At 43.7% G+C, this 13,888-nt stretch carries 11 protein-coding genes; 5 read left to right on the top strand and 6 right to left on the bottom strand.

What is annotated here, in order from left to right; genetic code table 11:
• Positions 1 to 156 precede the first annotated feature (156 nt).
• Both NSS92_RS12235 and NSS92_RS12230 read right to left on the bottom strand, forming a co-directional pair.
• On the bottom strand, positions 157 to 1,590 hold the full coding sequence (locus tag NSS92_RS12235; RefSeq protein WP_267587704.1) for an MDR family MFS transporter: 1,434 nt from the start codon (positions 1,588 to 1,590) through the stop codon (positions 157 to 159).
• A 16-nt stretch (positions 1,591 to 1,606) separates the two neighbouring features.
• Complete coding sequence (locus tag NSS92_RS12230; RefSeq protein ID WP_340868274.1) at positions 1,607 to 2,473, bottom strand: TetR/AcrR family transcriptional regulator; 867 nt, start codon at positions 2,471 to 2,473, stop codon at positions 1,607 to 1,609.
• 318 nt (positions 2,474 to 2,791) lie between these two features.
• Between NSS92_RS12230 and NSS92_RS12225 the strand changes: the two genes are divergently transcribed.
• A complete protein-coding gene (locus NSS92_RS12225; protein ID WP_267587702.1) occupies positions 2,792 to 3,103 on the top strand; it encodes an ArsR/SmtB family transcription factor in 312 nt (103 codons plus the stop codon).
• Positions 3,104 to 3,134: 31 nt separating this feature from the next.
• Here NSS92_RS12225 and gabR read toward each other — a convergent pair whose 3' ends face one another.
• Positions 3,135 to 4,559, bottom strand: a complete 1,425-nt coding sequence (gene gabR / locus NSS92_RS12220) for a MocR-like transcriptional regulator GabR (RefSeq protein WP_340868271.1) — start codon at positions 4,557 to 4,559, stop codon at positions 3,135 to 3,137.
• 109 nt (positions 4,560 to 4,668) lie between these two features.
• On the opposite strand from gabR, the gene gabT reads away from it, so the two are divergent.
• From gabT to NSS92_RS12205, 3 genes are read left to right on the top strand one after another with little or no spacing between them, the layout of a single operon-like run.
• Positions 4,669 to 5,985 (top strand): 4-aminobutyrate--2-oxoglutarate transaminase, encoded by a 1,317-nt coding sequence (gene gabT, locus NSS92_RS12215; protein ID WP_340868269.1) that lies wholly within the window; start codon positions 4,669 to 4,671, stop codon positions 5,983 to 5,985.
• A 21-nt stretch (positions 5,986 to 6,006) separates the two neighbouring features.
• Positions 6,007 to 7,395, top strand: a complete 1,389-nt coding sequence (locus NSS92_RS12210; RefSeq protein ID WP_034622930.1) for an APC family permease — start codon at positions 6,007 to 6,009, stop codon at positions 7,393 to 7,395.
• The gene (locus tag NSS92_RS12205; RefSeq protein ID WP_024425539.1) at positions 7,370 to 8,764 is read left to right on the top strand and encodes an NAD-dependent succinate-semialdehyde dehydrogenase; all 1,395 of its coding nucleotides are present in this window, start codon (positions 7,370 to 7,372) and stop codon (positions 8,762 to 8,764) included. Before NSS92_RS12210 ends, NSS92_RS12205 begins: the two co-directional genes overlap by 26 nt.
• Before the next feature lie 43 nt (positions 8,765 to 8,807).
• On the opposite strand, the gene NSS92_RS12200 is transcribed toward NSS92_RS12205, so the two are convergent.
• The 3 genes from NSS92_RS12200 to NSS92_RS12190 all read right to left on the bottom strand — a co-directional run bounded on the left by NSS92_RS12200 (position 8,808) and on the right by NSS92_RS12190 (position 11,849).
• Positions 8,808 to 9,404 (bottom strand): NAD(P)H-dependent oxidoreductase, encoded by a 597-nt coding sequence (locus NSS92_RS12200; protein WP_340868262.1) that lies wholly within the window; start codon positions 9,402 to 9,404, stop codon positions 8,808 to 8,810.
• 179 nt (positions 9,405 to 9,583) lie between these two features.
• A complete protein-coding gene (locus tag NSS92_RS12195) occupies positions 9,584 to 10,198 on the bottom strand; it encodes a YcnI family copper-binding membrane protein (protein ID WP_340868260.1) in 615 nt (204 codons plus the stop codon).
• A 16-nt stretch (positions 10,199 to 10,214) separates the two neighbouring features.
• The gene (locus tag NSS92_RS12190) at positions 10,215 to 11,849 is read right to left on the bottom strand and encodes a copper resistance CopC/CopD family protein (RefSeq protein ID WP_340868258.1); all 1,635 of its coding nucleotides are present in this window, start codon (positions 11,847 to 11,849) and stop codon (positions 10,215 to 10,217) included.
• A 507-nt stretch (positions 11,850 to 12,356) separates the two neighbouring features.
• On the opposite strand from NSS92_RS12190, the gene NSS92_RS12185 reads away from it, so the two are divergent.
• Entirely contained in the window at positions 12,357 to 13,799 is a 1,443-nt protein-coding gene (locus NSS92_RS12185) for a PTS mannitol transporter subunit IICB (protein ID WP_267587692.1), read from the top strand.
• Positions 13,800 to 13,888: the final 89 nt, after the last annotated feature.

Raw genomic sequence — 13,888 nt, 5'->3', positions numbered from 1 at the left:
TAAAAATTTTCTCACAAATTGAATAGTTCCTATTATCAACTCTTTTCCTTAAATTATCAAGGTTTTTCTTCGCTAGAAATACAAATGTGTTTACAGAGAGGACGATATTGTGTGAGTATATGAAAAAAGAGCCGGCCATATGCCGAGCTCTTTCTCTTATGAAGAAGACGAGGAGGAAGATAGCTCCTGTTTCATCACTTTTTTATCACGTTTTACCTTTAAGAAAAAGGAGAGGACGAGTCCAATGATGGCAATCAGACCAGAAATGAAAAATGACGTATTCATTCCGTGAACGGCTGATTTTAATGGATTGGCCAATTGTGCATTTGCAGCAGAGCTGCTCATGATGGAGACAAGCACGGCCGTCCCAATAGACCCTCCCACTTGTCTCATCGTGTTATTCATCGCTGTCCCATGCGGGATCAAATGAGGTGGTAATGAGTTAATACCTGCCGTAGTCAGCGGCATCATGATCATCCCAACCCCGATTAAGCGAAGCGTGTAGGTGACTGTAATGAGAGCGATGGATGAATCAAGGGTGAGCAGCATAAATGGCAGGGTGGTCACGGTGAGAATCGTAAATCCGCCTAATGCCAGCCCTCTTCCGCCGACTTTATCAAAAATCCGTCCGATAATCGGTGACAGGAACCCCATAAAGAGAGCACCTGGCAATAAGATCAGCCCTGTATCAAGTGCAGACAACCCTCTGACATTCTGCGTATAAAGCGGCAGAATCGTCTCTGTACCAATCAATAAAGCAAAGACAAGCATCCCAAGGAAGGTTGTTAAACTAAAGGTCGCAAATTTAAATACGCCAAACTCAAGCATCGGTCTTGTCAAATTCGTTTGGCGCAGGATAAAGAAGAACAAGCTCACGGCGCCGACAATCAGCGTAATGAGGACAGTCGCACTCGTCCAGCCGTAGGTGCCGACACTAGAAAATCCGTAAAGCAATCCGCCGAAACCGAAGGACGACAAGATGACAGATAAGACATCAATACGTGTCTCTCTTTGCTGCGTCACATTTTTCATTAAGAAGAAAGCAAGAATGAGATCAATGATACCGATTGGCATAACAATATAGAACAAGAACTTCCAGCTGAAGGAATCGACAATCCAGCCGCCAAGTGTTGGCCCAAGCGCAGGTGCGAACGAAATGACAAGTCCGACCATACCCATTGCCTGCCCGCGTTTTTCTTTCGGGAAAATGGTTAAAAAGATCGTTTGCATCAGCGGCATTAAAATCCCTGCACCGGCTGCCTGTACGATACGCGCTGCAAGTAATACCGGAAAATTCGTTGCAAATGAAGCAAGAATTGTACCGGCTGTAAAGATGCTAAGTGCCGTTAAAACTAAAGAACGGCTTGAAAATTTCTCAATTAAGAAAGCCGTAATCGGGATGAGAATCCCGTTTGTCAGCATAAAGGCTGTTGTGAGCCACTGCCCTTTGCTGACATCAATATTGAAATCTTCCATGATATGCGGGATCGCTGGAATGAGAAGCGTTTGGTTTAAAATCGCGACGAATGCCCCAACGAGGAAAATCCCAACAATCACAGATCGATTATACGATGTAGTTGATTGGTTCATGTTATCCCTTCTTTATCTATAAAATAATGCTTTTCAGCTGTGACACGTTTTGTGATAAAACGCTGTTTTTGCCTAAATAATCGAGCAGTGAGCTGACTAAAAAGGTTCTCGGTTCATCCTTTGATAATTCTTGATTGAGCAGATCATACGCAGCGAGGAGATCGTCCTTTTCTTCTCCGTTTGACAGTGCGTGAAGCTCTTGCTTAATCTTCGTTAAATACGAGATGACAAGTTTTTCTTCATCATATTCGTCCTGTGAGGAAAACAAATAAGAGTCCATCAGCTGATCTGTTAACACAGGCTCAATCGAGCAAGGCTTTTTCGATACACGGTCCATTACGCCAATGATCATCTCGGCAGCATTTTCTAATTTAATGTTCTTGTGCTCAAGCGCCAGCATTAAGATGAATTCTCTCATTAATCCATTGAGAACAATCACGAGATCCCAGACATAAGGAGCGACAGATTCACCATATGTGCTTAAAATAATGTCTTTGTGACGCTGCATGATAATGGTGCGTGTTTCACGTAAATGCTTAATGACAATGGGAGAATGATTAGAAAAAGCTTCAAAGGACAGCATATTCAAAAACTTATGATTCTCTTTAAACTCTTCAAGCTCAAGCTTGATCTTCTTTGTGAATTTTTCCTTTTTGGACAGCGTCGTTTCTGAATGAATGATCTGAGAAATCTCTCTCATTTTGCACTGATTGTATTTAATCAGTTCTAATAGAAGAGCTTCCTTTGAATCAAACAGTTTATAAATAGACGCTTTTGATATTTTACAGGCATCGGCAATTGACTGCATAGAGACACTCATATAGCCTTTTTGAGAAAATAATTTCTTTGAAACCCGTAAAATCTCTTCTTGCTTTTCATTCATCTTCATAAGTCCTTTCCGAATCGGCAAAACCATAGGGTCACAATGGAAACCGAGTGGTCACTTTTGCTATGATAACAAAACCAATGACCTATGACAAGAAAATGAACTTAAAAAAATACCCGTCTGTATGACAGGTATTTTATCCTTCCGCATGTGCGGCATATATTTTTGTTTTGCCGTGAAGTTCGACCATCAAAATTTCTTTCTTCAAGGCAGTCTCATTCATAATGGACGTTTGTGAAGTCATATCGTTACTTGACTAGTCAGCTCCAGGTGAATGAGATTGTATGTTGGCACAAAATACGATACATTTATCGTATGACGAATCCAAACCATCCAAACAAAGAAGACATGAAACTGATTTCTGTGCTGCACGCATTGGCTGATCCAATCCGGTTAGAAATTGTTCGCTGCTTAGCAGAAGCGGGGGAAAGGACATGCGGCACGTATGAGATGAATATCGCCAAATCTACGCTTTCCCATCACTTCAAAGTGCTGAGGGAGGCAGGCGTCGTGAAAGTGAGAATTGACGGGAAGCACCGTTACTATTCTTTAAGAAAAGAAGACATCGAGGCCGCTTTTCCTGGGCTTGTGACTTCGATTTTAGCCGTAGATAAAGAGCGGTGGTAAGCCAGCTGTCTGTAAAGAGCAGCTGGCTGTTTTATTTCCCCAAAATGGCGTCATACAACCGTTTCACTGCTGGCTGAATATCCTCTCGCCTCATATGTGAGAAGCCGAGGACGAGCGGAACAAAGCCTGGCTGATGCCCTGGCAATTGCTCATCAAGGGTAAAACGATCCATTCCGTACATTTTCAGCTTTCTTTCTTTCGCTCGCTGTAAAATCTCATGCTGCGTCCGTTTTGAACGTAACTCTGCGATAAAATGAAGCCCAGCATTTTCTCCAATAATCCGCACATTGTCAGCAAAAACCGTATTGAGCTCTCCAATGAGCTGCTTCCGTTTTTCCTCATATAAACCATTCATTCTTTTAATATGCCGTTGATATGCCCCATCTTTTATAAAATGAAGAAGGGTGTATTGTGTAAAAAGATTGGCTGTTTGAATGAAAAAATGCTGTTCTTCTTTATAGCGTCTCAATAAATGCTGAGGCAGCACCATATAACTTAGCCGTAAGCCAGGCAGCAATGATTTTGAGAAGGTGCCCATATAAATGACTTTGTCATATCGATCCAGACTTTGCAACGCTGGAATGCTGTCTGTACCATATTTAAATTCACTGTCATAATCATCCTCAATGATATAACGATCTGGCTGATCGGCTGCCCAGTTTAACAGCTGAATGCGTCGGGAAATTGGCATAATCACCCCTGTTGGAAATTGATGTGAAGGGGTAATGATCAACACATTCGGCTGTTTTTTATGAATGTCGCTCATTCGCACCCCTTTTTGGTCAATGCCAATCGTTTCAATTTGGTGATGATTGTTTTTCAGCATTTGATAGAGCCGGCGGTAGCCAGGGTTTTCTAACCCATATATTTGATCGGCCGGAAGAATGCTTGATAACGAATGGATCAGTGACTGTGTGCCTGCACTTAAAATGAGCTGTTCCGGATAGCATTTGACTCCTCGCGCAAGTCCGATCAGCCGGGCAATCGTTTCCCTCAGCTCATACACACCTTGTGGATGCGGAAGCTCACCGAAGGCTTCTTGGTGGAGGTGGATCGCCTTTTGTTCACTTTTCAGCCAGCTTTTAAATGGAAAGTTCGCTGTATCGACGGAGATATGTGAAAAGGAATACCAGTCGTCTCGTGCAATCGGCTCCTCCTTTAAATCTACAGGAAGAGAAGAGGGTTTCAGCTGACCTGACTCATGAAACGTCTCTAGTGATTCCACGAAAAACCCTTTGCGTTCAACCGAATATAAATACCCCTCGGCAAGCAGCTGCTGATAGGCGCCATTCACTGAATTAACGCTGACGTTTAATGCATCGGCTAACTCTCGTTTGGACGGTAATTGATCGTGCGGCTGAAGGTTGCGGTTTAAGATTTCCCCTTTAATTTTCGTATAAATTTGATGATAAATATATCCGTTTTGCCCTGTTTGATCTAGTTGAATTGTCAGCATCTCACCATTCCATCCTCTCTGGTACCATGAAAAAAATGATATTGGTACTTTCTATCATACCAAAAAATATTCAGAATAATAAAAAAGGATATAAAGGGGATGGATGACAATGAGTCAAACGACAACAAACCGTTTTTCAACCGAAGAATGGCAGAGAAAAAGAGATCAATACGTCGCAAGAGGCGTCAGTAACGGCAACCGTCATCTTGCAGCGAGGGGGAAAGGAGCCGAGCTGTTCGATATCGATGGGAACCGATTTATCGATTTTGCAGGCGCCATTGGCACATTAAACGTAGGACATTCACATCCAAAGGTCGTGGAAGCGGTCAAAGCACAGGCAGAGAGCCTGATTCATCCTGGATTCAACGTAATGATGTACGAATCGTATATCGAATTGGCAGAGAAGCTGTGCCATCTCACACCAGGGGACCATGACAAGAAAGCCATTTTTCTTAATTCAGGTGCAGAAGCTGTTGAAAATGCGGTGAAAATTGCACGTAAATATACGAAAAGACAGGCCGTTGTGTCGTTCACAAGAGGTTTTCACGGCAGAACGAATATGACAATGAGCATGACGAGCAAGGTCAAGCCGTATAAATTTGGCTTCGGACCATTTGCGTCAGAGGTGTACCAAGCACCGTACCCGTATTACTATCAAAAGCCTGAAGGATTAAGCGATGCAGCGTACGACGAGTACATCATTGATCAATTCAATCAATTTTTCGTCGCAGCCGTTGCACCAGAAACCGTTGCTTGTGTGGTCATGGAACCAGTCCAAGGGGAGGGAGGGTTCATTGTGCCATCGAAGCGTTTCGTTCAGCATGTCGCTACATTCTGTCAGCAGCACGGGATTGTCTTTGTTGCAGATGAAATCCAAACCGGTTTTGCGAGAACAGGGAAATACTTTGCGATTGAGCACTTTGATGTGGTACCGGACTTAATTACTGTGTCAAAATCTCTTGCAGCTGGCTTACCGCTGAGCGGAGTCGTTGGCAGAAAAGAAATGCTTGATGCGGCAGATCCAGGGGAGCTTGGGGGAACATATGCAGGAAGTCCGTTAGGCTGTGTAGCTGCACTGGCTGTCCTTGATATCATTGAAACAGAACAACTGAATCAACGATCTGAACATATTGGGCAAGTCATTGAGGACAAAGCAAATGAATGGAGACAGGCGTATCCATTCATTGGGGAAGTCCGCCGGTTAGGGGCAATGGCGGCGATTGAAATTGTGGAAGATCAAACAACGCGTACACCGGATAAGAAAACAGCCGCAGCGATTGCAGCATATGCAAATGAGCACGGGCTGCTTCTTTTAACGGCAGGGATTAATGGGAATATCATTCGCTTCTTAACACCACTTGTCATCACAGATGAGCTGCTTCACGAAGGACTAGGGATTATCGAGGACGCCTTCAAAGCACGCTAAACAACAAAGGGGGATGGTTGTATGCAAAAACAACAAATGGCAAAAACGATGTCGCAGTCTGACGTGCTGTTTTTGTCCATTGGTGCAATGCTTGGCTGGGGCTGGGTTGTACTTTCGGGAGATTGGATTTTAACAGCTGGATTTTTAGGCAGTGTGATTGCTTTCGTTATAGGCGGTATTCTCGTCATCTTTATCGGACTTACGTATGCTGAGCTTTCGTCTGCGATTCCAGAGACAGGCGGAGGGCTCGTTTTTGTCCAGCGGGCATTTGGGATGAAAGCAGCGTTCGTCTCAGCATGGGGCGTATTGTTTGGTTATGTGTCTGTGATTACGTTTGAAGCTGTCGCCTTGCCGACCGTCATTGATTATGTGATTCCAACACAGCATGCTGGCTTCTTATGGAATATAGGAGGATGGGACGTTTATTTCACGTGGGTATTGATTGGATCTGGCGGGGCATTGTTTTTAACAGCGCTGAATTACATTGGGGCGAAGCCTGCTGCCATTTTTCAGTCCGTGTTCACAGTGGCGATTATTCTGACAGGTTTTCTCCTTTTAGGCGGCGCAACATTTAATGGAGATTTTGCAAACCTTGAGCCTATGTTTCAAGGCGGGGTTGGCGGTCTTATGGCGGTGTTAGTCATGATTCCCTTTTTATTCGTTGGGTTTGATGTCATTCCGCAAGTAGCGGCGGAGATTAACGCACCAAAAAAAATCATTGGGAGAATCTTGATTATCTCCATCGTGAGCGCGGTCGTTTTTTATCTGCTTATTGTCTTTGGGGTAGCTGCTGGAATGTCAAAAGGACAGCTTGAAGCCTCTTCATTAGCGACAGCAGATGCGATGGTACAGCTTCTCGGTCATCAAGCGTTTGGTACAGTGCTTGTCATTGGAGGGGTAGCAGGGATTGTGACGAGCTGGAATGCTTTTATTATCGGTGCAAGCCGTATTCTATATGCTATGGCGGAAAGAGGTATGATTTCCAAATGGTTTGCGTATATTCATCCAAAGTATAAAACACCGACAAATGCCATTTTATTTCTTGGTGCTTTGGCTTTTTTCGCTCCATTACTAGGGCGCCCTGCCCTCGTATGGATTGTCAATGCGGGCGGTGTAGGAATCATCGTCGGGTACTTAATAGTGTCCATTGCCTTTATGAGACTTCGCAAAACAGAACCTGAGCTGGAGCGTCCATACAGCATTAAATATTGGCGGACGACAGGTGTTTTAGCCATCGGACTGAGTCTTCTTTTCCTTTCATTTTACTTTCCAGGAATGCCGGCCTCCTTATCTTGGCCAGCTGAATGGATATTGCTTTTAGGTTGGGTACTCATTGGGTATATACTATATGTAATGAATCCAAGAACGAAGGAGACGGTAGAGCATGACAAACGAACTCAAAGTGTATAATCCTGCAACAGGAGAAGAAATTGCTTCAGTTGCTCAGCATACAAAAGAACAGATCGAAGACGCAATTTCCCGTTCACACAAAGCATTTAAATCATGGGCGAAAACGTCAGCGCATGAACGTGCCAATATCATTCGCAAGTGGTTTGATCTGATGATTGAGCATAAAGAAAGGCTTGCGAAAATCATCACAGAAGAAAACGGAAAGCCGTATCAAGAAGCATTAGGGGAAATCGTCTATGCGGCTGGTTATATTGAATGGTACGCAGAGGAAGCAAAGCGAATCTACGGCAGAACCATCCCGTCACATACGACGAACAAACGCCTTTTCGTCACAAAACAGCCAGTTGGTCCGGTTGCTGCCATTACTCCGTGGAATTTCCCTGCGGCGATGATTACGAGAAAGGCAGCTCCAGCGCTTGCAGCAGGCTGTACGTTTATTGTAAAACCGGCTGAAGACACACCGCTGACAGCCATTGAACTAGTAAAGTTAGGTCATGAAGCTGGCATTCCAGAGGATGCACTGCAATGGGTTGTGGGAGACGGCAAAGAAGTGGGTGAAATCTTCACAGATAGTCCATTGATTCGTAAAATCACGTTTACAGGCTCAACGCCCGTCGGAAAGCATTTGATCAAAAACAGTGCCAGTACAGTCAAACACGTATCAATGGAGCTTGGCGGTCATGCCCCGCTCATCGTAGACAAGGATGCAAATCTTGAATTAGCTGTCAAACAAGCAGTGGCATCTAAGTTTCGGAACGCAGGGCAAACCTGTGTCTGTGCCAACCGCTTAATTGTGCATGAAGACATTCATGAAGCATTTGCTCAAAGCTTCAGCAAAGAAGTAGAGAAGCTGAAAGTGGGAAATGGCTTTGAAGAAGGCACATCCATCGGTCCAATTATCAACAAGCGCGGCTTTGATAAAATTGTCGGCCAAATTCAAGATGCAGTGGATAAAGGGGCGAAAGTTCTTGTCGGCGGCGATACGCATTTCGACGATGACAAGTCGTATTATTTTGTCCAGCCAACGGTTCTTACACATGTGGACCCTTCGATGAACATCATGCATGAAGAGACCTTTGGTCCAGTGGCACCGATTACGACATTCAAAACGTTAGACGAGGCAATTGAATTAGCCAACGATACACCTTTTGGCCTTGCAGCTTATTTCTTTACAGAAAATTATCGAAACGGACTCTACATTTCAGAACATCTCGATTATGGGATTATTGGCTGGAATGATGGAGGTCCATCGGCTGTCCAAGCACCCTTTGGCGGTATGAAAGAGAGCGGGATTGGCCGAGAAGGCGGCATCGAAGGGATCGAACCTTATTTAGAAACAAAATATGTATCCATTGGGTTAGACGAATAAACGTGAAAAAGACTGTCTGAGGAATCTCGGCAGTCTTTTTTTATTAAACAGCCGGCGGGAAAAGCTGATCCACCGTTTCTTTCGTTTCTTTCAGAATTTCGTGTATGTAATCTGCAGATGCCTGCTCCATGCTGCTGAACAAAAGCCGTTCAACAGGCTGAACGCCAATAAAATTGAAGACTTCAGTATCAGTTGTCATGTGATGGGAGGAGGTGGAAATCTTATTGGAATCAAGAAAAGTCCTCGGTGCATCGTGCGTGTTGATGATAACACCTTGTTTGTGCCGAAGCAGATTTTCAATCTCTCCAACCTCATTGATCTGATAAGCAAAACCCTCAGAAAACACTTGCTCTACATAACCCTTTAGCATAGCCGGCAAGCCTGTCCACCATATTGGAAAAATAAACGTCAGCACATCCGCCTGCTGTATCAGTTTCTGCTCTCTTTGAATGGAGATCGGGACATCACCGCATTTGATGGCAGCCTTTTCTGCAATGGTGAGCTCTGGTGAAAAACCTAGAGCATAGACATCACGAACAGTCACTTTATGACCATTGTTCAAAAGAGTGCTCACAACAAGATCTAATAAGGTTTGATTTAAGCTTTGCTGGGGATGAGCAAAAATGATTACATGGTTCATCTCATAGCCTCCTATGTGGTCATGTGTCCCATTATGGCATGCGGCTTTATCCTATTCAATCCTATATTGGCAATAATAAGTTGGGAAAATGGAAAATAATTGATCTTTCGCATTTGTTCCTATATGTGTAAAGGAAGAAAAAGCGATCGTTTCTGAGAAAACGATCGCTCATACAGCCTTTATTTCTTTCTAAAAGCAAGTCCAAGTGCAATCAGTGCCACGACTAGAGCAGCAATGGACAGACCGAGGACAAGTGGTGAGGAAGAAGCAGAGGCTGTTTCAGAGGCCTTTTCTTCTTTTGGTTTTTCCTGGCCATGTGAATCCGTTACGGTATTAGATGCCACAATGTTTGTGATGGAATGAGGTTTATCAGCATCTTTATCGCCAGTCCATTCAACGACCGTTCCATCCTGATAATATTGATACGCATCCCATGCAGCTTCACCTGCTTTTTCAGGGTTTTTCGCTACAAAAACGAATTGCTGGAATTGTCCAGCAAGCACACCTTTACCTGTTGCTTCCCAAGTCACTCTTGTCACCTTGCCATCTTTCTCTTCAGTAGACGTTTTCCAGCCAGGTACTGGCTCATATTGCTGGAATTCTACGCCTTTAGGTATTGACAAGACAACCTTTGTCGTCGGGCTGTCACTCTCAGAAGGAACCTTTAATGTATAGGTCTCCCAAGCATTTGTCGCAGATGTATCAGGCTTGACTGTCACGTGCGCACTCACAGGAATCGCCAATAAAAATGAAGCGAGAAGCATTGGTAATAAAGATTTAACGTATTTTTTCATATGTCATGAACTCCTTTTAATTTCTTCTAATAAATGTAGTATCGATATTCTTAAAAGAACCAGTTAACGCATGGATTTCAATTTTCCATGTGCCTTTTTCATTTAATAAGAGATTTTCAGCAGAGAAATGACCATTTTTTAATCGTTTCAGTTGAAATTCACTTGGTGTCTCATCACCGAATAAAGCCACCTTATGGATCTTGGCTGTCACAGATTGAATATCAGTGATCGTTTCTCCATTCTTCTTTGTAAATGCCACTTCGAACGAGTTTTTCCCCGGGGCATTCGGGGTAATGCTCAAGGACACAATGTCACGATGCTCGACCTGATTTGCGCCAAAGAAGGGCTCAGGTGCAGGCGGAGGAGGGCTCGGAATATTGGTAAAGACAGCCGTTAATAACAAAATGGCGATCCCGATCATCCATTCAGCTCGTAAGGAAACGCTGCGTTTCTGCTTCTTTTCCCATCTCAGCATCAAGTAATGCATAAGCCCAAGAAGGCCCATGATGATAAATAAACCAAGCTTGATTAAAAAGGTGCGGCCGTATGCTGATTGGAAAAGAGCGTCAAACGATTGCAAAATAAAGATGGCATTCACAAATCCTGAAAACACAATGAGTCCAACAGAGAGCAGTGCCCAAGGATGAAATGCTGCCAGCGTACTCCGAATGAGCGGCTCATCTTCATTTGGCAGTTTCTTCATCAATAGAAGGACAATGGCTGTTAAACCACCGACCCAAATCGAAGCAGAGACGAGATGGATGAAATCAAGTGATGTTGTGAGTATTTTATTGTCTGTTGCGGCTGGATGTCCGATTTGTGCTTTCACCCAAAGGAGCACTGTGAATAGAAGCAGTGGAAACAGCCAAACCCGAAAAGAAGAGAAGTCCCCTTTTCTCACCGCCACAATCGTCCAGATGGTGAGAAGAACAAATGACGCCATAAGCATCATCCACAGACTGCCGCCAGAAGTGGACGCAATCGTTTCTTGTAAAAGCGAAGGCTGAAATGCCCCCCAAAAGGACACGTCTGCCGCTGATTTTGTCTGAATCGGCAGCTGGAACACAAGTGCTCCGCCCATCATGATCAATGACAATGTCAAAAGCCGCTTCATTCGTTTCGCCAATACAGGTGAAATCGCAGTCTTAAACCAAAGCAGTCCAAACAAAATGGTCCCAAGGAATAAGCTGAATGACGTATAAAGAAAGGCTTTATCAATAGTTGAGGCCACATCAATGGATTCATCCGTTTGACCTTGTTCTAATTGGTCAAAACCGCCCTCCGCTTTTCCAATACTAAACGGAATCATGCCAGAGACAGAGTGTCCGTCCGCTGATACCGCATTCCACTGAATGGTGTAAATCCCCTTTGGTAAATTCTTTTTTAAAGCCGCTTCCATGATCTTTTGATCTTTAATGACCGTATCTCCTTTATCCACACGATCACCTTTTGCATTTAGCACCTTAATGGCATGAAATCCGCTTTCAATTCCTTCACTAAATGTGATCGAGACTGAAGGAGGCTGCTGATCCAGCTCTTCATTTGCCGCTGGGTTCGAGCTCACGACGTATGCGTGTGCAAATGCTTCCTTTGGAATGAAAAAAGTGAACATGACCATAAGAAGCAGAAGCCACTTACTATTTTTAAACAAGGTGAATAACCGCCTTTCTACCTATGAAAATGTCTCATGTATCAGAAAGAAAGCGGCAGTAAACTGTGAGTCACAGAAGAAACCGCTCTTCCTATTGTACCGCCCTCTCTAAAAGGTAAACGAAACAAACAGCAAGATGGTTCACTTTTTCTGTGTCATGTCTGCGCAGACATTTCTTAATTGAATAGGTTTGATCAATTATAAGCCTATTCGATTTAAGAAGAGGAAACAAGAAGAGACCATTTGAAAGTTGTGAAATTCCCATGAATTTTGCATCAAAACAACGGCAGATCAACCTTTTTACCCGTTTTGTATTGGGATCTGAGAGTGATTTCACATCATTTTTCAATTTTGTCACACACTATGTGACAAAGTGACATTTAGTTTCAATTGAAGAGAAAGTGAAAGCGTTTTACGATAGGCATAAGGGCTTCACTGAATCTTGTTCTTATATCTTTTGACCTATAAAGCCCTAAATAAAGGGAGAGAAGAAAGGAGTTTTCATAGATGCAGGAAAAAAGCGGATTTCGCGTAAAGGTACAGCGCTTCGGAAGCTATTTAAGCGGTATGATCATGCCGAATATTGGAGCGTTTATTGCTTGGGGACTCATCACAGCATTGTTCATTCCAAGTGGTTATTTTCCAAATGAACAATTAAATACACTAGTTGGCCCAATGATCAACTACTTGCTGCCGCTCTTAATCGGTTACACAGGCGGGAAGCTCGTATATGACCATCGAGGCGGGGTACTCGGTGCAACAGCTACGATTGGGGTTATTGTCGGTTCGGACATCCCGATGTTTTTAGGTGCGATGATCATGGGACCGCTTGGCGGTTATCTCATTAAGAAAATCGATCAGCTGTTTAAAGACCGAATCAAATCAGGTTTTGAAATGCTGATTAATAATTTTAGTGCAGGTATTCTAGGTGCCATTTTAGTCGCCATTGCTTTCTACGCAATCGGCCCAGTGGTACTAGGTCTGAATAAAGCCCTTGCGGCAGGTGTAGATATTATTGTCAATGCACATTTACTTCCGCTGGCAAGTATCTTCATTGAACCAGCAAAAGTATTGTTCTTAAACAATGCAATTAACCAAGGAATTTTAGGTCCATTAGGGGTGGAGCAAGCGGCGAAGACAGGCCAGTCCGTTCTGTTCTTGCTTGAAACAAACCCAGGACCAGGTCTAGGTGTTCTTCTGGCCTACATGTTCTTTGGAAGAGGGACAGCAAAGCAGTCTGCACCGGGTGCGATTGTCATTCAATTCTTAGGGGGAATCCATGAGATTTACTTCCCATACATCTTAATGAAGCCAAAGCTCATTTTAGCGGTAATTGCTGGAGGAGCAAGCGGCGTTCTGACTTTTACATTGTTAAATGCAGGATTAAAGGCTGTGCCGTCACCAGGAAGTATCATCGCTCTTATGCTCATGTCACCAAAAGGCGGCCACCTTGCCGTTCTAGCAGGTGTTGTCGTGGCAGCGGTCGTATCATTCCTTGTCGCTTCTGTCATTTTGAAAGCGTCTAAAGCAGTGGACGAAGATTTAACAGCAGCAACTGAAAAAATGCAAGACATGAAAGGCAAGAAAAGTGCAGCAGCAGCAGCTCTTACAGCACAAAAAGAAGGTGCTGAAGCGAACGAGCAAGCAGCATCTCCAAGTGAGATCAATCCAGATGACGTGAACAAAATCATCTTTGCCTGTGATGCAGGAATGGGCTCAAGTGCGATGGGTGCATCCGTCTTAAAAAACAAAGTCAAAAAGGCAGAGCTTGATATTGATGTGACAAATACATCCATCAGCAACATCCCAGATGATGCCGATGTGGTCTTTACTCATAAAGATTTAACAGATAGAGCCAAGGCAAAACTGCCAGGAGCTGTGCATATCTCAGTTGATAATTTCTTAAACAGCCCGAAATACGATGAGCTGATTGAGAAATTGAAAAAATAACATGACGAAACGGGTTGAGTCCAATTTTTCCTAATTGAACTCCCCGTTTTGGTTGTTTTCTGATTTTCCATTCTAAAAAAGGTGTGTGA

Source organism: Bacillus sp. FSL M8-0166, from assembly GCF_038008825.1.
Taxonomy (GTDB): domain Bacteria; phylum Bacillota; class Bacilli; order Bacillales; family Bacillaceae; genus Bacillus; species Bacillus safensis.
The sequence above is the reverse complement of the archived record's forward strand: the minus strand, read 5'-3'. Positions and strand labels throughout refer to the sequence as shown.